This window comes from Ignavibacteriales bacterium (assembly GCA_026390595.1).
In the GTDB taxonomy this organism is placed as follows: domain Bacteria; phylum Bacteroidota; class Ignavibacteria; order UBA10030; family UBA10030; genus UBA9647.
Genome location: JAPLFQ010000021.1, coordinates 308,098 through 332,332 on the forward strand (window position 1 = coordinate 308,098; position 24,235 = coordinate 332,332).

The 24,235-nt window shown below is 53.6% G+C and carries 21 protein-coding genes; 2 read left to right on the top strand and 19 right to left on the bottom strand.

Annotation, left to right across the window (positions count from 1 at the left end; translation table 11 throughout):
• Positions 1 to 271: 271 nt before the first annotated feature.
• Positions 272 to 1,147, top strand: coding sequence for a T9SS type A sorting domain-containing protein (locus NTU47_11300; GenBank protein MCX6134388.1), 876 nt, complete (start codon positions 272 to 274; stop codon positions 1,145 to 1,147).
• A gap of 130 nt (positions 1,148 to 1,277) precedes the next feature.
• Here NTU47_11300 and NTU47_11305 read toward each other — a convergent pair whose 3' ends face one another.
• The 14 genes from NTU47_11305 to NTU47_11370 form a co-directional block, all read right to left on the bottom strand.
• Positions 1,278 to 1,955, bottom strand: coding sequence for an epimerase (locus NTU47_11305; protein ID MCX6134389.1), 678 nt, complete (start codon positions 1,953 to 1,955; stop codon positions 1,278 to 1,280).
• Between the two features lie 44 nt (positions 1,956 to 1,999).
• Positions 2,000 to 2,575: a DinB family protein gene (locus NTU47_11310; GenBank protein MCX6134390.1), complete on the bottom strand. Its 576-nt coding sequence runs from the start codon at positions 2,573 to 2,575 to the stop codon at positions 2,000 to 2,002.
• A gap of 111 nt (positions 2,576 to 2,686) precedes the next feature.
• Positions 2,687 to 2,896 carry a hypothetical protein gene (locus NTU47_11315; GenBank protein MCX6134391.1) on the bottom strand — a complete coding sequence of 70 codons (210 nt, stop codon included), beginning with the start codon at positions 2,894 to 2,896 and terminating at the stop codon, positions 2,687 to 2,689.
• Positions 2,897 to 2,972: 76 nt separating this feature from the next.
• Positions 2,973 to 3,371 carry a hypothetical protein gene (locus NTU47_11320; protein MCX6134392.1) on the bottom strand — a complete coding sequence of 133 codons (399 nt, stop codon included), beginning with the start codon at positions 3,369 to 3,371 and terminating at the stop codon, positions 2,973 to 2,975.
• 32 nt (positions 3,372 to 3,403) lie between these two features.
• Complete coding sequence (locus NTU47_11325; GenBank protein MCX6134393.1) at positions 3,404 to 3,763, bottom strand: HNH endonuclease signature motif containing protein; 360 nt, start codon at positions 3,761 to 3,763, stop codon at positions 3,404 to 3,406.
• The gene (locus NTU47_11330) at positions 3,760 to 4,038 is read right to left on the bottom strand and encodes a hypothetical protein (GenBank protein MCX6134394.1); all 279 of its coding nucleotides are present in this window, start codon (positions 4,036 to 4,038) and stop codon (positions 3,760 to 3,762) included. The genes NTU47_11325 and NTU47_11330 overlap by 4 nt, the downstream gene beginning before the upstream one ends.
• Positions 4,039 to 4,067: 29 nt before the next feature.
• Positions 4,068 to 4,502, bottom strand: a complete 435-nt coding sequence (locus tag NTU47_11335; protein ID MCX6134395.1) for a S24 family peptidase — start codon at positions 4,500 to 4,502, stop codon at positions 4,068 to 4,070.
• Positions 4,503 to 4,555: 53 nt separating this feature from the next.
• Positions 4,556 to 4,723, bottom strand: coding sequence for a hypothetical protein (locus tag NTU47_11340; GenBank protein MCX6134396.1), 168 nt, complete (start codon positions 4,721 to 4,723; stop codon positions 4,556 to 4,558).
• A 160-nt stretch (positions 4,724 to 4,883) separates the two neighbouring features.
• On the bottom strand, positions 4,884 to 5,543 hold the full coding sequence (locus NTU47_11345) for a response regulator transcription factor (protein ID MCX6134397.1): 660 nt from the start codon (positions 5,541 to 5,543) through the stop codon (positions 4,884 to 4,886).
• An 80-nt stretch (positions 5,544 to 5,623) separates the two neighbouring features.
• Positions 5,624 to 7,210 (bottom strand): PAS domain S-box protein, encoded by a 1,587-nt coding sequence (locus NTU47_11350; protein ID MCX6134398.1) that lies wholly within the window; start codon positions 7,208 to 7,210, stop codon positions 5,624 to 5,626.
• Complete coding sequence (locus tag NTU47_11355; GenBank protein ID MCX6134399.1) at positions 7,192 to 7,827, bottom strand: hypothetical protein; 636 nt, start codon at positions 7,825 to 7,827, stop codon at positions 7,192 to 7,194. Before NTU47_11355 ends, NTU47_11350 begins: the two co-directional genes overlap by 19 nt.
• 9 nt (positions 7,828 to 7,836) lie before the next feature.
• Positions 7,837 to 8,256 carry a hypothetical protein gene (locus NTU47_11360; GenBank protein MCX6134400.1) on the bottom strand — a complete coding sequence of 140 codons (420 nt, stop codon included), beginning with the start codon at positions 8,254 to 8,256 and terminating at the stop codon, positions 7,837 to 7,839.
• Positions 8,257 to 8,584: 328 nt separating this feature from the next.
• Entirely contained in the window at positions 8,585 to 11,470 is a 2,886-nt protein-coding gene (locus tag NTU47_11365) for an outer membrane beta-barrel protein (GenBank protein MCX6134401.1), read from the bottom strand.
• 374 nt (positions 11,471 to 11,844) lie between these two features.
• The gene (locus NTU47_11370; protein ID MCX6134402.1) at positions 11,845 to 13,560 is read right to left on the bottom strand and encodes an NAD-dependent malic enzyme; all 1,716 of its coding nucleotides are present in this window, start codon (positions 13,558 to 13,560) and stop codon (positions 11,845 to 11,847) included.
• Positions 13,561 to 13,911: 351 nt separating this feature from the next.
• Here NTU47_11370 and NTU47_11375 point away from each other — a divergent pair, with 351 nt between their 5' ends.
• Positions 13,912 to 14,394 (top strand): hypothetical protein, encoded by a 483-nt coding sequence (locus NTU47_11375; protein MCX6134403.1) that lies wholly within the window; start codon positions 13,912 to 13,914, stop codon positions 14,392 to 14,394.
• A 150-nt stretch (positions 14,395 to 14,544) separates the two neighbouring features.
• Here NTU47_11375 and NTU47_11380 read toward each other — a convergent pair whose 3' ends face one another.
• The 5 genes from NTU47_11380 to NTU47_11400 form a co-directional block, all read right to left on the bottom strand.
• Complete coding sequence (locus tag NTU47_11380) at positions 14,545 to 14,961, bottom strand: response regulator (GenBank protein ID MCX6134404.1); 417 nt, start codon at positions 14,959 to 14,961, stop codon at positions 14,545 to 14,547.
• Positions 14,962 to 15,247: 286 nt separating this feature from the next.
• Positions 15,248 to 16,639, bottom strand: a complete 1,392-nt coding sequence (locus NTU47_11385; GenBank protein ID MCX6134405.1) for a pitrilysin family protein — start codon at positions 16,637 to 16,639, stop codon at positions 15,248 to 15,250.
• 12 nt (positions 16,640 to 16,651) lie between these two features.
• Positions 16,652 to 18,022, bottom strand: coding sequence for a pitrilysin family protein (locus NTU47_11390; protein MCX6134406.1), 1,371 nt, complete (start codon positions 18,020 to 18,022; stop codon positions 16,652 to 16,654).
• Between the two features lie 196 nt (positions 18,023 to 18,218).
• Positions 18,219 to 20,948: a DUF5110 domain-containing protein gene (locus tag NTU47_11395; protein MCX6134407.1), complete on the bottom strand. Its 2,730-nt coding sequence runs from the start codon at positions 20,946 to 20,948 to the stop codon at positions 18,219 to 18,221.
• A gap of 300 nt (positions 20,949 to 21,248) precedes the next feature.
• The gene (locus tag NTU47_11400; GenBank protein MCX6134408.1) at positions 21,249 to 24,107 is read right to left on the bottom strand and encodes a pitrilysin family protein; all 2,859 of its coding nucleotides are present in this window, start codon (positions 24,105 to 24,107) and stop codon (positions 21,249 to 21,251) included.
• Positions 24,108 to 24,235: the final 128 nt, after the last annotated feature.

The window sequence follows — 24,235 nt, forward strand, 5'->3', positions numbered from 1 at the left end:
TGCTGACCAAAGCACCGATACCACCACTTGAAATGTTGTGCTGGTCGATCGCAGGCGGTCGTGCTGATGCGGGTGCGTTTTCAACACCGAGAAGCGGTGTGCGTACAATCACCAACGCGCGCATATGGTTTCTTAGCTTGGGAGGAGGCTCGCTGTCAGAATTTCGTCTTGTTTGAATCCCTATTACGCATTACCTTTGTCGGCAGTTGAACCTTTTTTCTCAGAACACCGCTTCCTCCCACAAGAAATCCACTTCCAAGGAGACTCATCGATGAACAAGTCGGTACTGTTTCTTCTGTTACTGCTCTGTTCCACACTCGCCCTTTTTGCGCAGATTCCGAATGCTGGATTCGAATCATGGACGAACTCAGACCCTGACGGGTGGTATACAACGAACACGGCTCCGACGTCGCTTCCTGTGACGCGGGTGACGACAGCCCATTCCGGCACGTATGCTGCACGAGGCGAGGTAGTTCCCCTCTCCGGGTTCCCTGCCTTCGGCGTGCAGCCAATCCTCATGCCTGGACCAAAGGGCAAGGGTTTTCCATTTTCACAACGTGCCGCAGCGTTCAACGGTTGGTACCAATTTGTTCCCGCCAGCGGCTCAGGGGATCAGCTTTATCTCGTTGCAACACTATCAAAGGCTGGCCAGGGAGTGGGCGCGGCCGCAGGTATTATCCCCACCGCCACCACTTCGTTCAAGCAATTCTCACTGCCGATCCTGTATCCAGGGGGCGAGATTCCCGACACCTGTCAGCTCCTCATTCAGATCACGGGCGCTGGAGGCCTTGCCAAAGTCGGATCGTACTTCGTCATCGACGATCTGTCGCTGGGAGCAGTGACCGCGGCTGAGCAGTCTGCTCTTCCATCGGGGTTCACACTCAGTCAGAACTATCCGAACCCGTTCAATCCAGCAACAGCGATCAGCTATCAGCTGCCGGCTGTCAGCGTTGTGAACCTCAGAGTGTTTGACATGCTTGGCAGAGAGGTGGCGACGTTGGCCGAAGGACGAAAAGAGGCAGGTCGATACACAATGAACTGGAATGCATCCAGCCTCCCAAGTGGAATGTACCTGTATCAGTTGACAGCTACGTCGGAAAAAGGCGAGATCTACAGGGACACAAAGCGAGCTATGCTTCTGAAATAGCCTTCATCGAAATCGGATAAAACAACAAAGCCCCGGCACATACGCCAGGGCTTTGTTGTGAGATGAGCGAATCGGTTGTTACTCTGAGGAGCGAAAGTCCCCGCGAGAACATTCACGGCGGCATTCTCAGTTATTTGCGCATCCTGGCAGATTGTGCGACCGCAGCGATATCCGGGTTCTCAAGAACTTTCCCGGAGTATCCCGATGTCGACACGCTGATCATTGCCAATCCAAGGTCTTCCAACGTGCACACGTATTTCGGGAACAGTGCTTTCAGAAGAGGATAGGCCGCTCCGAGCAGTTTCGAGATTCCGTACGCGTTCTTTTGTCCATCGATCGGCTTGATGAACCCAGGCCTGAATGCGTAGGCTGCCTTGAATGCAAGTTTCCTGAGATCGTTCTCGGTCTTCCCCTTCACCCTCGCCCACATCGAGCGACCTTTTTCGCTGCCGTCAGTCCCCGTTCCCGAAACATAACAAAACGTCATTTCGGGATTGAGCTTTGCCAGAACCGCGGCGGCGCTCATCGTAAGGTCGTACGTGAGTCGCGTGTATTCATCTTCCTTCTTGCCGACAGATGTCACGCCGAGACAGAAGAAGCACGCGTTGAAGCCTTTCAGCTGACCCTCGATGCCCGAGTAGTCGAAAAAGTCTCTGTGGACGATCTCGCGCAGCTTCCCGTGATTCACAGTGCACGGCTTTCGGCCGATCACAAGCACGGATTCAACATCTTGATGTCTGAGTGCGACATCGAGAACTCCCTCGCCGACCATGCCGGTGGCACCAAAGACTATCGCCTTGAGTTTCATTCTCCTATTTGATTCCTCTCCTGCGTTGTCATTCCAGGATGCTTTTATTGGGATCCCGAACCTGGCCCAGTCGTAATCGACCTGAATTCCAGTGATGCCAGGATAGCATGAATTTGTTCAAGATGCCTCTCTTCGTGAACCCCGACGAACGCCAACCACTGCGCCAGGTCGAGCGGCCCGAAGATCCAGTGGGGGAAGCGGACCAGGGTGGGGTCAACGGACTCGAGGCGCGGCCGGAGACTAAGAAGCTCCGCTTGGACGTCACGGAGAACTTTCAGCGAGTCGAGAGCTTTCACGGTGCCCGTCGCGCTGAATTTGTCGCGCGTAACATATTTCTCCGTCCGGCTTCTTTCGAGGTATGACTCGAGCGAGACCTCGAATGAATGGAGCGGTGGATGAGGCCCCGTTGCCGCTGCCGCCTTGTCGGTCAATGTCGTGATGAGTCGGACAAGGGGACCTTCGACGAGAGCCAGATGTTCGAGAATTTTTTCGATCGACCAACCCCCGCTCACCGGTCGGTATCCCAGTTGTGCGACGCTGAGATCACGGGCGGACAGTTCAATCCCTGTGAATGCGCGTTCCTTTGCAGCGAAAATCCCGGCAAGGTCTCGGTACGTCAATGTGTATCCTCCAGGTTTTTTAAGCCCCGGCCTTTCAGCGCGATCAGCCGTGGGCCGCACACACCGATAATTGAACATCACGGTTGTAAGAATCAAACCACGGTCCGGGCTTCATCGTTCCCGCTTCAGGCTGGGCCATTCGACAAACACAGCAACGTAGAGCATCACGAAGATCACGACCGGAATAAGTACAAGCAGGCTGAGGCCCGGGTGGAAGCCCGCCTTTCCTGCAATTCTCCACAACAGCAGGATGAGCCCCACTCCGGAGATGGATTCTGTAAGCAGGATAAGGAGAAGCTCGGCGAAGCCAGGAGCAGCCATACGCTGTCAGTTCTTCATGAGTACCAAGCGGAATTTGGACACGGGAAAAGAGAGAATTACAGGGAAAGGGCAAAACCTACAGAATCCGTATGTTGACCGTCATCGAGCCGATATTGTCGTCAAATCCTTTCTGGGCGGGGAAGTCCGGAGCGCGGTCATCATTGGCGACAAAGTGAAGAGGACCCGGAACGCGAATCGTTATCGTATCGGTGTCGCTGTTGAAATGCAGTACGTCTCCGTTGCCCGTGAGGATGAGCAGGCATCCCTCGGGAGCACCGGGTTTGTAGAAACCCTGGCCTGCAGGCGAGAAAATTCCTCCCGGACCGGTCAAACCGTGGTTTGCCGGATCGACGACGCCCCACATGCCTGCCGCAGAAATCTGTGCTGTCTCACCCCGGCCCAGCGAGACCCTGCTGAACTGCCATTGAGGGTTGCGTGCCGCAACGACGAACGTCTCTTGGCGGGTGAACTTCAAATTTTCTCCTTCACGATTCAACTTTCGCTCCCTTACCGTCGCTTCTTGCAACTCCACTCGGGATGGTCATCCCCTTTGTGCCGATTGTTCTCCCAATGTAACGGCCGGAGGTTGTCGACGTCATCCGCTCCCCCCTTCGCCACGGGAACGATGTGATCAATCTCCCAGCCGAATTCGGTCGCCTTCCCATAATCGTCCCTCTTGATCGTCGCACCACACGCGTCCCGCTTGAAATAGACAAACCACAGTTCCTGTTCCGCCTTCGCCCATACCTGTTCAATCGTTCTTGCCCCGAACGGTTCACCCATTGCTGTTGTGCCAGGCTGTCTTGTCAAGGCATCGTCCTCCAAGTTTGTTGACAGGATTGTCTCCACTTCCCATGTGAGTTTCATATGTTCCCTTTCTCATAGCTCCGTAATCGCACAACAACTTCTCTGATAACGTGCCGCATCTGCGCTTGTGTGCCCGTTTCATCCAGCATGACGCCGGCATTCTTCAAGTGCCGCTCCATCAGCGGGAATACTTCCGCTCCGTGATGTTCGAGAAACTCCGGATCTTCGTCGAACCCCGAACGAAGTGAGCGGCTGAACTGGAGAGCCGTTCCTTTGAACATGACGGCGATCGCCTGTTCTGATGATGCCGAAGATTTACGTACGTCTGCACCCATAGCGAATTCCTGTGGGATTCAATGCAACCTTACATGATGCCAAAGTACTTCTTCTCTTCACCGGTCAACTGCACAATCGATTTGAGAACTCCGATGCGTTCGATGTCTGATTTCTTTACCCGGATCGATGGACAGTCCCTGAATTTGTTTGCGGTCGAGAGCTCGATCTCGCGTGCGGAAACCTGGTTCACAACCCGAACGATCATGCGGCTCCTCTTGAGCCGCGCGGCAACGATGTCTCCGATTCTGGGCTGCCGTCCGGCCTCAAAGATGCACACGTCGCCGGGATATACCGGAAGAGGGGCTGCAGTCAGGAGACCATCGTTGACAATCTCGAGACAAAAGAAACTCCCTCGCCTGTACGGCACGCCGGCACCATTTCGAAAACCACTCCTCTGCAATTGTTCCCTTCCATCCGTCGCCGTCACCACGCGTCCCTCGAACGTTGCCCAACCGACCGGCATCGATCTCTGCCGAATGGATTTTCTGAGTGCTGCATGCGCCGAGGAGCCCGTCATCAACCACTCGACATCGCATCCCAGCGCCCGCTCGTATAATCATGCAGCGATTGCTGTGAGATCCCGAGCGCCAGCGCGAAACTCACGAGAGACCCAAACTCTTCCAGGCCCCACTTCTTCAGGCGTTTGCTCGTGTCGCTCGCGTGCGGCATATCGCGGTTTTTCATCTGTTAGTATTTCTTGGCGAGGAGTTGCAAGACAGAATTCTCCCCATATAGCCGCTGTCGAACTCTCACCGTGCGTGGGAAGAATGTAGAGGGAGGGAAAACGATGCACAATACCGAAAACTCGGTATATTGAAAAATGACTCAAAACGGTACAAAAACGCTAAATGAGCCTTTCTTTGTTGGCCTTTATGACGAGGCCGTGCCGATTATGGACGTTAAGCTTCTGGAAGATATTCTTCAAATGCGTGTCAACAGTGTAGTAACTCAGATTGAGTTTGTGTGCCGTCTCGAGCGTGGTGAGTCCTCCGGCGACGTGCCGCAGAATATCCTGCTCGCGCTGCGTAAGGTTGTAGCTGCTTTCGCTGTTCTGACCCAGGAAGGCTCTCATGACGCGTTGTGTGATCATCGCATCAAGAGGTGCTCCTCCCTTCTGAACTTTCTCGATGGCGCTGATGATGTCGGTCGGAGACGACGCTTTCAAAAGATATCCCGCCGCACCCCGGTTCAATGCCATACGAATGTGTTCGTCGAGATCGAACGACGTGAGCATGATGATGTGTGTCGCCGGGCTTATGCTCAGGATCATTGAGATCGCGTCGAGTCCGGACATACGGGGCATTTTGATATCGAGAAGAATCACGCGGGGAAGCAGTTCCTCCGCTGAGAGCGCCGCTATTGCCGTCCGGCACGTTGTGAAACACTTCGTACACATCACCGTCTCGCTCTGGTTGAGCGCTTCTGACAAGACCAGACTGAATCCCTTGTTGTCGTCGATGATCCACACCGGGATTCGGTCGCCTTCATTTGACCTTGGACCCATGGATGTCTCTCTGTTTGAGTGATGCATGACAAATTCGCGAAGAGTGCCTTGCCTCGATGACGACGGTGCGCACCATCCGCTTACGATTGTGTCAGAGCAGGCAGGTAGACGCAGAACGTCGTCCCGCGCCCTACAATGCTCTTAACGGTTATATAACCGCTGTGGCTTTGTACGATCCCATGTGCGATGGACAAGCCCAATCCTGTACCTTCTCCTTGCTCCCGCGTAGTAAAGAACGGCTCGAAGATTCTATCCAGATGTTCATCCGGAATTCCCTTTCCCGTGTCGCTGACATTGACAATGACGTACGGCCCGGGGAGAGCATCGGGATGATACTCCATCAGACTTTCGTCCGCTTCGGCGCGGAACACCTCCAGGACTAATTTCCCTCCCGACGGCATCGCGTCCCGGGCATTGACGCACAGGTTGAGAAACACCTGCTTCAGTTGATGCTGATCACCCGAGACAAGGGCCGGATGACTGTTCACCCTCTTGTCGATGCTGACGCTTTCCGGCATGCTCTGCTTCACCATCGTCAGGACCTGGTCGAGGATGCTATCCACATTGAGTACCACACGCTCACCGGAAATACCCCTCCCATACGTCATGATATTTTTCACAAGGTCAAGACCGCTGTGGGCGCTCTCCTCGACCACCTGGAGGATAGCAAGGCCCGATTCATCCGAGAGCCTCTTCCTGAGCAGCGGAATGGAGATCGAGATCGGCGCAAGGATGTTCTGAAGATCGTGCGCCATTCCGCTTGTGAGAAGCGCGATGCTCTCCATTTTCCTCGTCCGGAGGAACTGCCCCTCCAGCCTTCGTTTTTCGGTAATGTCCAGGTTCACAATGAGGATATAGTTTTTCCTCCCCGGTCCGCGTTCAATTGTCCGCCAGTGACTCTCCACCAGGATCTCTTTGCCATCTCTTCTGGTGTGGACCTGCTCGCCGTTCCACTCTCCGAAGGCTGCAATATCCTCCATCGCCTCCAGGTATTGATTCTTCTTTGACGGTCCATGCAACAAGTCACTGATGGTTCTTCCCAGAACCACATCCCTCGGCCAGCCGTAGGTCAGCTCAGCACCCGCGTTCCAGAATGTCACGGCACCGGAATCATCCACAACCATGATCGCGTCCCGTGTCTGGTCAAGCAGTTCGCTTTGCTCCCTGTTCTTCTCTTCAAACAGTTTTCGCTGCGTAATGTCGATGACGACCGCCTGCGCGAGCTCATCGTCCTTCGTCACCTTTGCAGAGAATAAAACCCAGAGTTCCTTGCCGTCCATGCGGGCCGTCTGGATTTCAAGGCCTCTGATAAATCCATGTTCCGCAAGGGACTCGCGGATGCGCTGCAACGACTCGGACGGAAGATGATGGATGCAGCTCTGCAGCTCCTCCTGCGAGCTGCACCCGCAAATTGAGCGAATAGCCTCATTGGAATCGGAGACTGTCATCGCCTCCGGCGAGAACTTCATAATCCCCGCCAGGGCGTTGTCGAACAGGCTTCGGTATTTCTCTTCGCTCTTGACGACCTCTTCCAACCGGGCCCGTTGAGCCTGAAGCACGCGCTGATGGCTGCTCACCGTCACAAGAATGTAACCGACGGCGAAGACCAGCAGAAGGACGCTTCCGCCAAATATGACCCACAGAATGTCTAGCTCTGCGCCTTGCACAGGAATCCTTTTGCGTACATCAACATTGAAACGACGATAAGAATCCAATTAATGTGCCATGCAGTCTCGAAGTAACTGATTCCGAGTTTCAGGAGTTCGTTACTCAGCCCCATCACGGCAAAGCTGCCCGAGTAGTACACGATCGTCCCGCCTAAGACCCAAAACAAAGGTCGTTGCGGAAGCGTTGACGTGCTCGTTTTGAGAAACGCGCTAAACGTCACGATGGACATCGCCACCAGAAATATTGCCGTGATCATGGCAAGCTCGCTGCTCATCTTGTTTGGATCAGCGAAGAAGAGCTTGTGAAGTATCCAAAGGGCGAGGTACAATCCGCTGGACACCGCTAAGAATCTTCGCGCCCGTGGAGCAGAGATGGAGATGTGATAGAAGAAGCCAAGAAACAGCACTGTGAGCAAGAAGTACAAATCAGAAAGAAAGTAGTTGTTGACGCCAAGTCTACCAAGCACGAACTCCAAGACGACATTGATGACACCGACCATACTGAATGCGGCAAACAGTCTCATCGGTCTGTCGAGTCTCCTGTATCTCCACAGGCCCAACAAAGCCGGAACGAATATGCTCCAAACAGCGACCTGTGCCATGATTGGCAGGTTCATGCTTCTATCCTATTTATTGAGAACGCTTGTTCCACAGTAAGGCGGACACGGGATTGTAATGTCACCCAGAACCCCACTGGTCATGTCATTCGCCATGTTGTCAACACCTACGAGAACCATTGTCGAGCCGCCGTCGTCTTTCTGAGCATAGTAGAACCTCACGCCCACACACGCGTTCTGGGAGAGGATCTTGTCAAAAATGCTGCGGCTAAAATACCCCCCCTTGATGGACGGGAGGCGCGGGGAAGTTTGATAATTCTGCACCAGTTTGACAGCTTGATCCAACGTGATGACGTGGTTTTCGTTCCCCGTAAATTGTTGCTGTCTTGCACCCGCAGTGGTAGCGTTCAACGTGATGAGCAGCGTCACGAGTGAGCTCACCAGAGCAACCGCCATCAATGTAAAGAAATTTGATGTTTTAGTTTTCATTGCCGACCTCCGTGTCAAAAAGTGAAGAGAGAATGGATTAGTGCGGAGTCATTCCGCTGAGGAATGGTATCTGGCGCGCGCTTGAAGCACAATACCGAAAACTCGGTATATTGCGAGGAGGCAAAAATGAGGTCGAAAAACCACTTTCGGCCTTTATTCACAGGCGGAAAACCGATTAAGGCATGGGAAAAGTCGGCGTTGGCCCGAGGTCTCTTTTAGAAACCTGCACCCCCGTAGCACTCCTTGAGTCATCGGTGGTAGCCGATAAGCCCATGCTCGGGGCAATGGTTCTTGTTCGATCGGGCAGCTGTGGAAAACTCTCCGCAGGCTAGAAGTTGCTCAGGCGATATGTGAACGTGAGGAGGAAATAGCGATTGAGGTTTTTGGTCTGCTGTTCCTGAATGTACGTGTCCGTGACGGTCTGTCTCACATTCTTGTTTTGACTCAGGACGTCGAAGACCTGGGCCGAGATCTCACCCCGGTTGTCTTGCAGGAATTTCTTGCCAATGGTGATATTCCACAACGTATAACTTTGATTGAAGCCCGTTTCTGATCGCGTGTATATCTGGTTCCGTACATCGGTACGGAAGGTAAACCCTTCCCAGAAGGTCCAGTTGAATCTCAGGTTCGCTGTGTGGGAAAAATAGCGGATATCCATGCTCGCCTGGATCGTGTTCGTGACGTTGTTGAAATTCGCACTGTACCCGAGAGTGAAATCGAGATCGGTGCTGATATTGCTTGAGAGCCCCACACCTTCACTCAGCGTGTAGGTCGTTGCCGTATTCGTCGCGCTGTTGATGAGTGAAGGAGTCTCATTGTAGTTGACGCCGCTGTTCAGATGCACGTTGCATTGGATCCAGCTGATCGGGATGCTATACGTCACGAGGGCGCGGAGGTTTTGCTGTGACCCCAGATTCACCGGTTTCGAGAGCTGTGAACCCTGCTTGAGAACAACCCCTCCTTCGATCGTTGTATCTTTCTGAGCAAGGAGAAGCGAGTTTCCAATATAGTCCTCCGTCGAAGATCCGGAAAGAAGTAAGAAGAAGCTCTGCATGGTCTGAAGGTTTGTGGTGATATACCGGGCGGTAAGCGTATGGGTATAGTATTGCTTTAAATCCGAATTGCCGGCCGTGAGGAGAAGAGGGTTGGAGTTATCAATCGTATTTTCCAACTGGCTAATCGACGGAGCGCTCGTTGCCGTCCGGTAGAGAATCTGGACATTGTTCGTCCGTGTGATTCCAAAGTAGACCGTGGCGTTCGGCAGGATATTGCGATATGCTTTGTCCGTCGTGACCGACTTTGGAAACGTCCGGTCGCCTGTCAACGATGCGCTTTGGTAACCAACACCGAGGGTAGCGCTGAAGGCAGAGTCTCTGTACTGAAACCCGATGTCTGCATGATGGGTCAGATATCCGCTCTGGACCTGGTTGCTCACCGTGGGATCGAAGGAACTGTAGAAATTGCTGCGATAGTCATAGTTATACGACTTTTTGTCGGTCGAATTGTCCGCACGGGAGATGGAATAGTTCAGCTGCGCGAGTCCGCTGGTTCCAACAGGTTCCGTGTACGTGATGTTCGAACCAAAGGTCTGACCGTTTGTCCGTGTGTCCGCAAACTGGTTCAGCGAATCGGCCGTGCGGGTTGCCCCGGTGAAATACACATTGTCCGACTTGAGATAGCGCTCGCTTTTTCTTGTATTCAGGTTCGCAGTTGCCTGGAGTGAAATGGACCGGCCCCTCGTATCAAATTTATGCCTGTAGACGATCGAGTTGGATGAAGTGTACCCATTGACATCCGAGGTATTGAGGGACGCTGACTTGCTTAGCGGAGCTGCCCCTTGCAGCCAATTCAGTCCGTCGAAATTACTGACGGAGTTGTTTGACTGAACATTGAGCCGGGGATTGATGATCACTTCATTCGAAGCATCGATCGTGTATTCAATCCTCATGTTCAGGCGATGGTTGTTGTTCCTCGCGTCGCTGAGATTTGTCTGCCGGTAGTACTGACTGGTGTCGGCTGTAAGGAAATACTGACGGTCGGTAAGCTGATCGTTCTTGTTGTCCGTCAAATTGAAGAAATAATTCCCCTCCACGTTCAAACCAGCCCCCCATGTGTCTGTGTACTGTCCGCCCAGGGCATGCGTTGTATTGATACCATTCTGCTGACCAATGGAGAAATTGTTGTTCATTTGTCCAACTTGTCCGCCGCCACCTCCGCCCCCCGCTCTTCCCCCACCCGCGCCTCCAGAACCTCCTGGTCGTTGCCCGCCTGCACCTGCTCCTCCACGCCCCCCTCCTCCCATCATCCCGCCTCCCCCGCCTCCTCCGAATCCACCGCCAGGACCGCCCCCCATGGCGCCAAGAAAATCCTGGGCCGTGAAGTTCTGCTGATTGATGTTGTTGCTCTGCCCGAGCAGCGTGATGCGTCTCGTCCCCTGAAATACATTCGTATTCGCCGCAGCCTGGTATTTTCCTTCATCGCCGTAGGCTGCGACGAGTCTTCCAAACTGTCCGCGTCGCCTATCTGGGCGCGTGATGATGTTGATCGTTTTCGTCGTCTGGCCGTCGTTGAATCCCGTCAACTCCGACTGATCGCTCATCTTGTCGTAGACCTGAATCTTGTCGATTATTTCCGCCGGCAGGTTTCGAATTGCAAGCATCGGGTCGTCCCCGAAGAATCTTTTTCCATCGACGAAAACCTGTCCGACGTTTTCACCCTGCGCTGTTACCGTGTTGTTCTCGACCGTCACCCCGGGCAATTTCGTGAGTAGATCTTCCGCCGTCGCGTCGAGGTTCAGCTTGAACGCCTTCGAATTGAACTGGACTGTGTCTCCGACCTGGACGACAGGCGGAGCTTCCCCTTTCACAACATACTCGCCCATCAGAATTGAGGTTTGCGTCAACGTCAGCATGCCCATCTCAACGCCGGTGCCGGCAATTGTGACTTTCCTTGTCAAGTCGCGGTAACCGACATACCACACTCTGAGCTGGTACGAGCCAGCAGTAAGATTTGCGAAATAGAACTTGCCTTCCGCGTTCGTGCTGGTATATCGCTTTGTCGCCGTATCGGCAGCGTTCATAAGAGATACGTTCGCGCTGACAAGCGGAGCCCGCGAGACAAAATCAACCACGGCAGCTGAAAGCCGGGCCTGCTGAGCGAATCCGAGGGAGCACGCGAGCGATGCGATAAGGGAAAGGATAACCGCATTCTTCACTATGCTTTCCTCACAGACGATTCTTGAGAAATTCGGGCAGTCGATGGTTGCCGGGAGCTTTCCACGGGCAAGAGTTAGACAGATATCTCGGAAGAAAGTTTCGGAGAACTGCTGCCCAAATCAGCCGGCAGCAGCAGGTTAAGTCGATCGCAATTGTGAAGTCTCCGTGGAATCTGCGAGAATGGAGAATAGAAGTCGCGGAACCCGGTCTCCGCTTGCATGAGCGAACAGAAAGAGCCCCCGGCTCCAACTTGGGCCGGCAAGATCACAGCACAAAACGAAGCCGCCCGGCACAATAGCCGTGCGGCTCCTTTGCTTCCAGTGAATGGTGCTTCAGCACCCTGCCTGCCTGAAGCTCACAGCGCTATTCGGCTTCACGGTTTCGGTTTGTATGCATAGTAGTGAGGATCCCATTGTGCTTTCTCGATCACCCGGCCGAGTTCCTCATCGCTCAACCTTCTTCCCAGACCAGCTTCACGGGCTTCGATGGCAACCGCCTTCGCCACGTGGAGAGAAACCTTTCGAATGTCTGTCAGCTGCGGCAACAGCATGTTCTTCGCGATCTGTTCCGGTGTCACGAATGAGCTCAGCGCTTTGCTTGCTTCGAGGAACATTTTCGTTGTGACCTTCGTCGCTTTGCTCACGAGCGCCCCCAAACCAACGCCCGGGAAAATGAACATGTTGTTGCACTGCGATGTGACAAATTCCTTCCCCTCATAGTCGAAAACTGCAAACGGACTTCCTGTCGCGACCAGCCCTTTTCCCTTTGTAGCAATGGCAACTTCTTCAGCGGTGCATTCGGATTTTGACGTTGGATTCGAGAGCGCGAAAATAACCGGCCGCTCGTCGTTCTTCGCCATCTGGCCGAGCACTTCTGCGTTGAACAATCCGTAGCTGGCAGTTACACCAATCAGGACGGTTGGCTTGGCGTTACGAAGAACATCCATCAGGCTGATTGTCGATGGAGAGTCCAGTTTCCATGTCGTGAGGTTCGATCGGCGCTGGGCGAACGGCTTCTGATTTTCCGTCAGGTTTGACATGTCATCGACCAAAAGGCCAGGGAAATCAAATGCGTACAACTTGCTCTGGGCCTCGTCCTCCGACGCTCCCTCTTCGACCAGCATCCGCCGGATATTCGAAGCGATGCCGGTGCCGGCTTGCCCCATGCCGACGATGACGTAACGCTGATCGTTGAAGCGCTGCTTCTTGATCTTCATGGCGCTGATCAGCGCGGCAAGCGTCACGGCTCCGGTCCCCTGGATGTCGTCGTTGAATGAGAGAATTCTGTCTCGATACCGGTCGAGAAGTTTGAAAGCCTTGTGCTTGGCGAAGTCTTCCCACTGAAGCAGCGCATTGGGGAAATTCCGTTTCACTCCCAGGACGAAGCGCTCAATGAAATCGTCATATTCCTTTCCTTCGAGCCTCTTCCCGCAATAACCAAGGTACAAAGGGTCATTGATGAGACGTCCGTTGTTCGTACCAACATCGAGAGTAATGGGGAGGCACGTTGCCGGGTGAAGTCCCCCCGCCGCAACATAGAGATTGATCTTGCCGACAGGGATCCCCATTCCGTCCGAGCCGAGGTCACCAAGCCCGAGGATTCTCTCGCCGTCAGTGACTACGATGAGTGAGACTTCAGGGAGCGACACGTCCTGAAAGATCTTGTCGATACTCCCAATGTTTTCCGGACTGATATAGATTCCGCGAAAATCACGGGTGATGTGGCTGAGCATCATGCAGGCCTTGCCGACGGTCGGAGTATAGACTATCGGAAGCATCTCAATCAGGTTATCACAGAGGAGCCTGTAGAACAGCGTTTCATTCCTGTTGAGCAGGGATTGCAGATAAATATATTTTTCGATGTCATCGTGTTTGCGCTGATACATCTCGTGATTACGCTTTTGCTGCGTCTCTATGTCGGACAACCGGGGACGAAGCAGTCCTTCGAGACCCAGGCTGATGCGCTCCTCTTCCGTAAACGCTGAGCCTTTGTTCAATGACGGGTCGTGCAGGATCTGTTCTCCTTTGACGCTCACTTCGAGATATTCTTCATTCGTCAGTGGATCGATTTTTAACGAGTACGTTTTCATGAACGGTTTCTCCAATGGATGTGACACAATGTCCTTCCGCGGTAACAACTCAATCTAACCAAAATCTCCGGAGCAAGAAAGTTGAAGATCGTGATCGAGCATTCCGTTTCAATCAGCACAAAGAAGAATCAAAAAGAAGAATATCACGAATGGGAAGTTGATCAGCAGAATGTGCGCAGGCCGTCTGCTCTGGCGTTTCCATTTCTGCCAACACAGAAAAAGATATTGCATTTCGGCCAGGGCTTCTCCATTTTAATCCAGGATGTGAGAATGAAGAGAGCATTGCCTCCTCAACAGCGGCACGACCGCCCAATCACCTATTGGAAATTCCCGATTAGGAGAAATGAGAACGTGGGACTAGACAATCTCCAGAGGATGATACTTCTTGCTGAAGAATTCTTCGAGACCAAAAATGATCCAGGTCAGATCTCTGTCACCGAAGAAGTCATGTCAACGCTCCGGAAGATTCATCCCTCTACGCTCGCGGAAAAGCGAAACGACGACGGGCCTATCGCCTGGATCCTTGTCCTTCCAACGACACTCAGGTTGATGAAAGAATTCATTGCTGAGCAAATCAACGAACGCGAGCTGTTGGAGAAGACTCCGGTCGGTGCGAAGTACGAAGCTGTCTACCTCTGTTCTGCACTCGTGCTCCCCGAGCACCGGGGTAAAGGCCTGGCCCGCGGCCTCACGATCCAGGCTGTGAAATCCATCCAGAACGATCACCCGATACAGTATCTCTTTTGCTGGCCCTTCAGCAACGAAGGAAAGAAACTGGCCGATTCCGTTGCAGGCCTCCTCGGTCTCTCGTTGCGCTCAAGGACTGCCCCTTGATAGTCCCTTCGACATGTTTCACAAGATCTGCTGTGTGTTTCAATCTGAGGGCAATGTACCGCCCGAGAAGATGAGCTCACGATTGAATGGAAAAGCCCCCTGACTTCGGGGGCCTTCTGCAGTTTCCACATCCTCAAATGACTCGGGTTTTCAAGTTGGAGCGGTTTCTACCGGGTGACCCGGTTTTTCCCCTCCGATCCCCGCACTCTTCATCGCCTCCTGAACCGCTGCGACCACCTGCCGGGCCGCGAATGGACGGAGAAGATAGCCGGAGACACCAAGCGCGACCATCTCTTTCACAATCGCTTTCTCGCCGGAAGAAGTCGTCACCACCACCGGAATGCCCTTCCACTGATCACGTGACCGCAGCTCTTTGAGAAACGAGTGGCCGTTCATGACAGGCATCATGACATCGAGCAGTATGAGATCGGGTTTATCGAGAGCGACTTTAGTCAATGCTTCGCTGCCGTCGGCGGCGAGGATCGTATCATATGAGAGATTCGATCGTACGATCTTGTCAAGGAGGGCCCGGTTCGATGCAAGGTCATCTACGATGAGTATTTTCATTTCATCATAACTCGAGTTTCCTGGTGATGCACCTGGTGTACATGCTTGAGTTCAATGTAGGGGGAGAGATGGTCAGAATCAAGGAGTTGCGCCGGAATAGCAGAGCCGTCCTCGTTTCGGATGAAGTCAATGACAGAACTCGGTGACGACATGGAGCGGTACACTCCCGCAGGTGCGGCCTGCGCCAAACAACTCCCCTGGTTTGCGCGCACGCAATAAAAAAGCGAAACCCGTCAATCGGTCTGACGGGCTTCGTTCATGCACGCGCTGATGCATCACTGCGAATCTACTTCCCTTCGGGCTTCGGACTTGCGTAATCTTTGATCTGCACCTCCACCTTCTTCTTGTCCCCGACGATGACGAGCGTCATGTCATCCGGCCGGATGTACTTTTGCGTGATCTGCTGAACATCGGCGGGCGTAACAGCAAAAACGTTCTTCACATAGTTCGTCAGATACGAGTCCGGAAGACCGTGCAGGCTCAGGTTTGTTAACTGGCCGATGATCCCCTGGCGCGTCGAATTCTGAAGAACGAACGTGCCGCCAATGTAGTTTTGGATCCCCTTCAGTTCGTCTTCGGGCGGCGGCTCGCTTCCCAGCCGCTTGACCTCGCCAAGAATCTCCTTCAGAGCGGCGCCGGTGACATCGGTACCGACGTCAGCAATCTCCACCCAGTACGCATCGCGATACCGGGAAGACACCTGGCTGGTCGGTGAGTACGTATAGCCTTTCTTCTCGCGAATATTGCTCGTGATGCGCGAGGCGAAGGATCCACCGAGCAAGGAATTCGTCACCATCATTTTGACATAGTCCTTGTCGAAGGGGTTCACGACGGGGAGTCCGACGTAAATCGTCGATTGTGGAGCGCCCGGACGCTCGACGAGACCGAACGATTTCTTCGTCACTGGCTTCGGAATGTTCGTATACACAGCCGGCCCTTTTTCCCATCCTTCGAACGTTTGCAGCACTGCGGCTTCCATCGCCTGTCGATCAAACTTACCAGCGATATAGATGCTGGTGCGTTGAGCACCGAAGTTCTCCTTGTAGAACCGGCGGACGTCATCGATGGTGAATGTTTCAATCATCTCCTGCGTCGGGAACACTCGTCCGTACGGATGGCCCGGATACATCATGCGCCGAAATTCTTCCAGGGCAAGACTCTGCGGCTGCGCCTTGCTGACGCTCAATTGACGAACAGCATCCTTCTTGATGCGTGCAAGCTCCGACTCGGGAAAGAGCGAGTTTCTGACGATATCTCCCATCAATCGGACAAGCTGCGGCCCGAATTCCGAAAGCACATCTCCGGAGATCGTGGAGAGATCCGGTCCGACAGCGATATTCACATTGCCCCCCATGGCGGCCGCCTCCTGATCCACCTGGTCGGCAGACCGTGACTTCGTCCCCTCTTTCATCAAGTCGCCCGCGATGTCGGCCAACGACACCTCGTTCTCTCCTTCATTGAGATTGCCGGACCTCACGACGAGGCTTACGGAGACTTTCGGAATGGCGCCAAAGGGGACGAGCGTCACTTCCATGCCATTCGGGAGTTTGAATTGATGCTTCTGCGGAAGCGTGAAGTCCTTCGGCTTTCCCCCTTCAGGAGGCACCTGCTTCTGCGCCACAACCGCGCCGGTGAGCACATAAAGGGCTGCACATAGACTGAGAATGATCTTTTTCATAGCCGCTCCTCCTTATGAACCCGATTTCGGTTCGATGATCAGAATTGTTCTGTTCCCTTTGCGGAGATACTCCTTTGCCGTCTTCAGGATCAGTTCGGGGGTCACTTTCTTGAACTGGTCCTCCAGCGAGTTGATTCGCTCCGGGTTGTCATCGAACAGGGCAAAAGAAGCCAGCAAATCGGCACGCCCGAAGCCGAAGAATCCGCTGACCTGATCGTAGAAATTGGAGCGGAGCTTCACGAGTGCTCGATCAACTGATGCGCGTACGATCGGCTTGGTTGTCACATTCTCGATTGCCTCATCCCAGGCCTTCATGATGTCATCGGAACTCACGGTCTTGTCGTGAATCAGGCTTGCCATCCAGAGCATCGGACCATTGTAGTTGTGCATGTTGCCTAGGAGGTTGATCCCTCCTCCGACGCCGGCGGTATACCCTTTCTCTTTCACGAGCTTCTGCCTTAAGATGCTATCATCCCCTTGCAGAAGGATCTGGTCGAGCAATCCCATCGCAAAGAACTCCGGAGTGTTCCTCTCCGGCATGTGATACGCAATCGCGATGGCTGGACGGTTCGCCAGAGTATCGATCTTCGTGAATTTCTTTTCCTGTTCCTGCCTCGGCTCGGTGAGATCCGGTTTCGGCGGCTGCGGAGAGGAGGCGATGCCGCCGAAGTACTTCGTGATCAACGCCATTGCCTCCTTCGGATCGAAATCACCGACGATGGCGATCGCTGCGTTGTTGGGAGCATAGAATGTCTTGAAAAACTGCTGAACGTCGCCGAGCGTTGCGGCGTCGAGGTCCTTCAGGTCACAGTAGAAATTGTGCGCGTTGTTCCAGTTTGTATTCGCGTACTGAGGCATATCCAGCCACGGAAATCCGCCATACGGCTGGTTGAGTACATTTACCCGCACCTCGTTCTTCACAACGCCCTGCTGGTTAGTCAGGTTTTCTTGCGTGATGTTCAGTCCACGCATCCTGTCGGCTTCAGCCCAAAGGGCCGTCTCCAGTTTGTGGGCCGGCACGACCTCGAAGTAGTTGGTGAAGTCGAACCGGGTCGAGCCATTGAGAACTCCGCCGTTTCTTTGCACGAGCCTGATGAATTCCATCTTGCCAAGGTTTTCCGAGCCCTGGAACATCATGTGCTCGAATAGATGGGCGAACCCCGTCCGGTTTCTTGGTTCGATCCGGAACCCGATGTTATAGTATACCGCTACGACGACTGTCGGAGCCGTATGGTCCGGCGAAAGGATAACCTTCAGTCCGTTACCCAGTTTTTTGTATTCAACCGGCACGCGAAAGCTCTCGTCGTTTCCAACGTTGATCTGGAACACGAAAGCCGTGATCGCGAGCGTACACAGCACGCGAAACCAATGATGGTGCTTCATGCTCACCTCGAATTAGTGAAATGGAAAAGGATGGGCCGAAAAAAAGGGCTCTTTCGCATACGTAAGAATCTCTGGGAGTGTTTCACAACCCGATGGCCAATCTTCGAAACTGCACTACATCCGGCTGACTCATGAAAAGCAGAACGCCCGACCAAGGCCGGGCGTTCCATCTTTGATTCCATTTTGCCGCAGAAACTTACTGCACCGCCACCTTCACAGTCTCCCGGATCTTCTTTGCGTCAACTGTGACGATCACGACGGACTTGTCCTTGTTCCACGACCAACCCTCTTTCCCTGTTCCCATCTCGACCTTCTTGTTGTTGACGGTCACGGAACCCGGTTTTGTAACACCATGAATCCGGAACTCATATCCCCTCGCGGCCGGCTGGCCGGTGTACTCGCCTTTCGTCGGTCCGACAGTGACTTCCGTTTTGCCGCCACCTCTGGTGAATGCAAGCGGAGTCCAGGCCGATTTGCCGGTCTTGTATTCAAGCGAATTGCCGTCGTCCTCATAGAGCGAGAATGATCCCTTGTCCCCCGTGTATACATCCACGACAAGCGTCTCGAGCGGTTTCTGATCGGAATACGCCATATCAGGCTGCATCGGGATGATGGATCCGGCTTTCACGAACACGGGCATGCGGTCGAGCGGATACTTTTCACGGATCGTCTTGTCGCCGCCATACTTTTGGCCGGTGAAGTAGTCAACCCACTCGCCGGGCGGGAGGTACACTTCCTTCTCGCCGAGCGAATCGGTTACGGGGGCAACGAGAAACTGCTCCCCGAACAAATACTCGCCCGGATAGTTGTACGCTTTGCTCAGCGATGGGTACTCCAGATAGAGCGGACGAACGATCGGCAGAGCCTGATCTGTTGCAGCGCGGCAGTATGTATAGATGTAGGGAATCAGATTGTAGCGGAGATTGAAGAACTTTTTCGCAAACGCCGTTCCCTTGTCGCCGTACGTCCACGGCATCCTTACGTTTCCTTCCTCCGGATTCTCGTGCTGCGAATGCAGCCTCAGGAACGGGCTGAACACGCCGAATTGAACCCACCGTGCGTACAGATCGAAGCTGATGTTCGCTCCAATGAAGCCGCCGATGTCATGCGTGATGTAGGGGGTCAGCACATTGCCCCCTTTCGCGGTGTACGGCACCTGGTACGCGAGCACATCCCACTGCGCATACGTGTCGCCCGTGAAGAACGATGGATACCTGTGATTTCCCGGGCCGCCATAACGGCTGAAAATAAATCCACGCTTCTTTGTATGATCCTGCGTGAAATCATAGAAGACCTTGTTCGTCCAGAGTTGGCCGTTCAATCCCGGCATGTCCGAAGCGCCTTCACCCCCATCGACCCACCAGAAATCGACCCCCTGATCGACCAGAGGGTTATGAAGGATGTCCATGAATGCCTCGGCGTGCGTCTTATTCGCCAGGTTGAATCTGATCCCCTTCGGCGGCGGTTTATTCGCGATAGTCCACGGCGCGAACACCAACCCTCCATCGCCCCCCCAGTCGTTAACACGGAGAGCGATCACGTTGTTCTCCCCACGCCTGATGAGGCCGCTCACTTCCGTCGAGGTGGCAGTGTTGTACGAGCTGTTCCCCTTCGAGCCGAAGTGCGTAATGAGACTGTCGTTGATATAGAGATCATACTCGTCGTCGACGCCGCCAAAAACGAGATAGAGATTTCCAAAAGGCATGTTCACAGGGGGTGAGATGTTCTGCCGGTACCACGCCACGCCATCGTAGCCTGCGTGCCCCTGCTCCTCCCACGGTTTTCCGGCCTGGATTGTCGCCCAGTCATCGACCTTCGTGTCCGCCGAGAACCACTTCTCCTTCACACCGGCGTTCGACGGGTCTGTCTTGAACTTCCATGCCGCTGTGAGATCGAGATTGTATGTGGCCTTTTCCGGCGCAGGCATGCGCAACGCAGTCCGGATTGCCGAAGCGTGGCTGTCTTCATCAGAGAGGACACTCTCCTTGCCATACCCCGGGTGATCGTTCAGGGAAATCTTCAATCCGCTTTTGTGTGCCCAGTCCAGGAATTCCTTCGGCTGAGGGAAAATCGGGCTCCAATCATATCCTCCCCTCCATCCGTAGTTGTGCCAGGCGAAATCGAGCACAAGAACGTCGAGCGGAATTCCTTCGCTTCGGAACCGGTCGACAATTTTCTTCACGTCCTTGTCTGTGTATTTGAAATTGTCGACGACTTTTGTGCCGGGGAGGTACTCGTAGTTGAGATCGGTGATCCAGGCGCCGAGCGCGTAGCGGGGGATCATTGGAATCGGTCCGGTCAATTCCGCGTACCATTTCAGCATCTGTGCATAGTCGTTGCCGTAATAGAAGAAGTACCAGTCCTGGTTCCCGACCTGTCTACGCGGTTTAATCCACTGCGTTTCCTCATCCCAGAGCGGCGTCCGGCTGTCATCCACAATAGTGATACCGCTCCGATTGAGGAAGCCGTTCTCAGTTTTCGTCAAGCGATCTTTCCTCAGGCCGTCAAGCGACGTTGAAATCCCGCCAAGGTTGGTCGGCTCAGACTCAGAGGGCGTCCAGAACGGCTTCTTTTCCCCTTTCCAGGTCAGACTCAGGTTGTCCTTCGTGAACCGGCCGGAATTGACTTTGTAGCGGAGAAAGAGCTTCGCTGTCTTCACGACGAGGTATTCCTTGTCAGCCCAGACCTCGATCGGGACCTTCCTGGTTTCACGTTTTTGAATGACGATCGTCGGTGCGTCGACGAAATCGCTGCCGGGAACGAACTCCATTCGTATCGTCGTCGGCGAAAGGAATTGGAATCGGGCATCACGGCAGACAACCCAGCTCCCCTCTTGCTTACACTGGGCCTGGGTTTCGGGCGTACCGATCACCAGCAGCGTTGAGAACAGCAGGACTGTTTGTATGATAGAATAGATTTTTCGCATTGGTTACCTCATCTGGATTGTAGAGAGAGCAGAACTCGCTCTCCCGCTATTTCAGAATGTCTTGTGTCTGCAACCACATCAGGGGGCCGGCAGAGAATCAGTGATCATCCTGCTGATCGACATCGCAAGCCGAACCACTCAAGACTACGCGTCATCCCTGGGAATTATCGTTGCTGGCACAAAGCTAACGGAGGAGTGCTTCAAAGGCAAGAGAGGTGAGCAGGAAAATGACAGCGCCCCCAAAAAGGGGGCGCCGAAATGCAGAAATTGGAAGAGGTTGAACTGCGTGGAAGAAAGGCCCTATTTCCCTACCGGCTTCCCTTCCTTATCAACAAGAATCGGGTCTCCCAAGCCGAGTTCCTTCAGCTTGTCAAACTGTGTTTCCTTGTCTCCCACAATCACAAAAACCAGCTTGTCAGGATGCAGGTACTTCTGTGAGAGCGCCTTGTGCTCTTCGAGTGTCATGTTCAGCACCATCGCTTCGCGCTGCTTGATGTAATCGAAGGGGAGGCCGTACGTCACGATCGGATTCAGCATGCCGCCCAATTGCTGGAGTGTCTCGAATCGTCCAGCATTGCTCTTGAGCAGAGTGCTCTTCACGAGGTTCAGATCATCAGCCGTGATTCCCTGGCGATACTTCGCGATCTCGTCCTTCACAATCTGCGCGGTCTCAAACGTCGCATTCGTTTGCACCTGAGTCGTCATTCTGAACGACCCGGGATAGAGCGAACCCGAAAACGCCGACCGCGCTCCGTATGTGAATGATTTCGTTTCACGGAGGATCATGTTGAAAACGCTGGAGAAATCTCCTCCCAGCTTGTAGTTCATGACGATCGTTCTATAATAGTCGGGATCCGATGCCGCAAGGCTGATATGACCGACGTTGAACACCGATTGCTTGGCTTTCGGCATGTCCACAAAATAGACGCCAGGCCTCGCAGCATGGGTGACCTTCACATCGGGAAGCTTCACTTCTTTGGCTTTCCAGTCTTTCAATCCATCAAAGAGCTGAAGAGCGTCTCCTTTGGAGATATCCCCCAGGACCATGATCTTCGCCATCGACGACGAGAAGTATTTGTCATAATACGCCTTCAAATCTTCGATTGTCATGCTTTCGATGGATTTTGGAGAGCCCATGGCGCTATTGGAGAGGATGTTGTCATCACCGTAGATCAACTTGTCGAAAACACTCGACGAAATCGACGTGAGTGAAGTCTCCGATCGCTTCAGGGTTTCAATCGTTTGAGCCTTGGCAAGCGCAAACTCCTTTTCATCCCAGCGAGGCTCGAACATCATCTCTTTCGCCAGCGCGAACACTTCCCTCAACTTGCCCGACAGGCAGCTGCCGCTCAGAGTAATGGACTCTTCCGTCCCCGAGATGCTGACATTCGCCCCCAAATCCTCGATCGCTTCCTGCAGCTCGACGGGCGTCCTGGTTTTTGTTCCCTGGTTCATGAGGCGACCGACTAAATAGGCGGCGCCGATTTTTCCGGGACCATCGAGGAGCATCCCGCCTTTGATGATGATGGAGAAATCCGCAATCGGGAAATCGCTCTTCTGTATGCCGTACATTTCGATGCCATTGGACGTCTTGGCGGTCCAGATCGAGGGGACGGTGACCGCTGGTTCGGGACCCTTTGGCGGCTCTTTCGTCCTGTCAATCTTCGAAGGGATCGGCCCGATATTGTAGGTCCCCACATCTCTCTTCGTACCGGCTTTGTCAACGGATTCTTCAGGGACAACGAACGCCGGGGAGTTTGGAGCTGCAAGGTCAGTCTTGCCGCTCGGCACAGTGCTCAACAGAACATAGTTCTGTCCCTTGATGTATTTGTTGTACACACGCCATACATCGTCTTTGGTGACACTCATGGAGTTCTGCAGATCCACAGCCATATAGTCGGGCGAACCCGTCATCAGATTGTAGTTCCCAAGCTGTGTCGCTTTGCCGAAGATGCTGCTCGCTGATGTATAGAAACGGTATTCAAGTCCCGCTTTCTGGCGGGCGACATCCTGCTCCGTGAATCCTTCTTTTTCAAATCTCTCAAACGATTCCTTGATAGCCGCTTCGACATCCCCCAGCTTCACATTCGGAAATGCCCGGACACTGATCTGCATTGCTCCGGCAACTTCCTGGCTCCCCTGGAACACCGACACCGCTGAACCTCCGCCACCACCGCGGCCAAACCCCCTGCCGCCCGAACCGCCGGGCGCGAGTTTCTTCTCTTCCACGAGAATTTTGATCAGCGGAGATTTCTTGGCCGAGAGAATACGCGAGAGAAATGAGAGCGCATACGAGTCCTTGCTGTATTGCTCTACGGTCGGAAACGTCATGGTCAGTTGCGGCGCATTGGCAAGGTAGTCCTCGAACATCGCGCGCTTTGTCTCGCTGAGCTTCACAGGCATCTTCGCCAACGACTTCGGCTTCGGCGACGAAGGAATCTCGGCGAAGTACTTGTCGATCCATTGTTTTGTCTGGGCGACATCGATATCTCCGGACACGACGAGCGTCGCATTGCTTGGACCGTAGTACTTATCGTGGAAATCGATGGCATCCTGGATTTTTGCATTCGCCAGATCTTCCAGCGATCCGATCACCTGCCAGTTGTACGGATGGTTCTCGGGGTAGGTCAGTTTGTCAACGATGTAGCTCGTCTGCGAATACGGCGAGGTTTCCCCCTGGCGCTTCTCGTTTTGCACTACGTTCTGCTGCGTGATGAACGTCTGAGGGTTGATCTTGCTCTTGAGGAATCCCATTCTGTCAGATTCCATCCACAGAACCATCTCGAGGGCATTTTTGGGAACCACTTCATAGTAGTTCGTCCGGTCCGTGTTCGTCGAACCATTGACGTTTGTCGCCCCTGCTGTCTGGAGCTTTTTGAACCACTGTCCCTGCGGTATATTCTGCGATTCGTTGAATCGCAAGTGCTCGAAGAGATGTGCGAATCCGGTCCTGCCTTTTTCTTCTCTCGCCGATCCGACATGATAGACGATATAGACCGCGACGATCGGGTTTGAATGATCGACGTGGAGGATCACATCCATCCCGTTCGAGAGAGCATATTTCTCGTACGGAATCTTGAACTCCTTTTTGTCGGCTGCTTGCGTACTCATAGCGAAGCAGAGCAACACGGTGACGACGGTAAACAGCTTTCTTGCCATGATTTCCTCCGGGGAAATGAACAGATGACTGGATTTGAAGGATATAAGGACTCGGTATTCTCGCCGCGGAACGACTGGAGGTGCTTCTGAACCCTGAAAGTCAATGGATGGTCCTGAATCATGTCTTA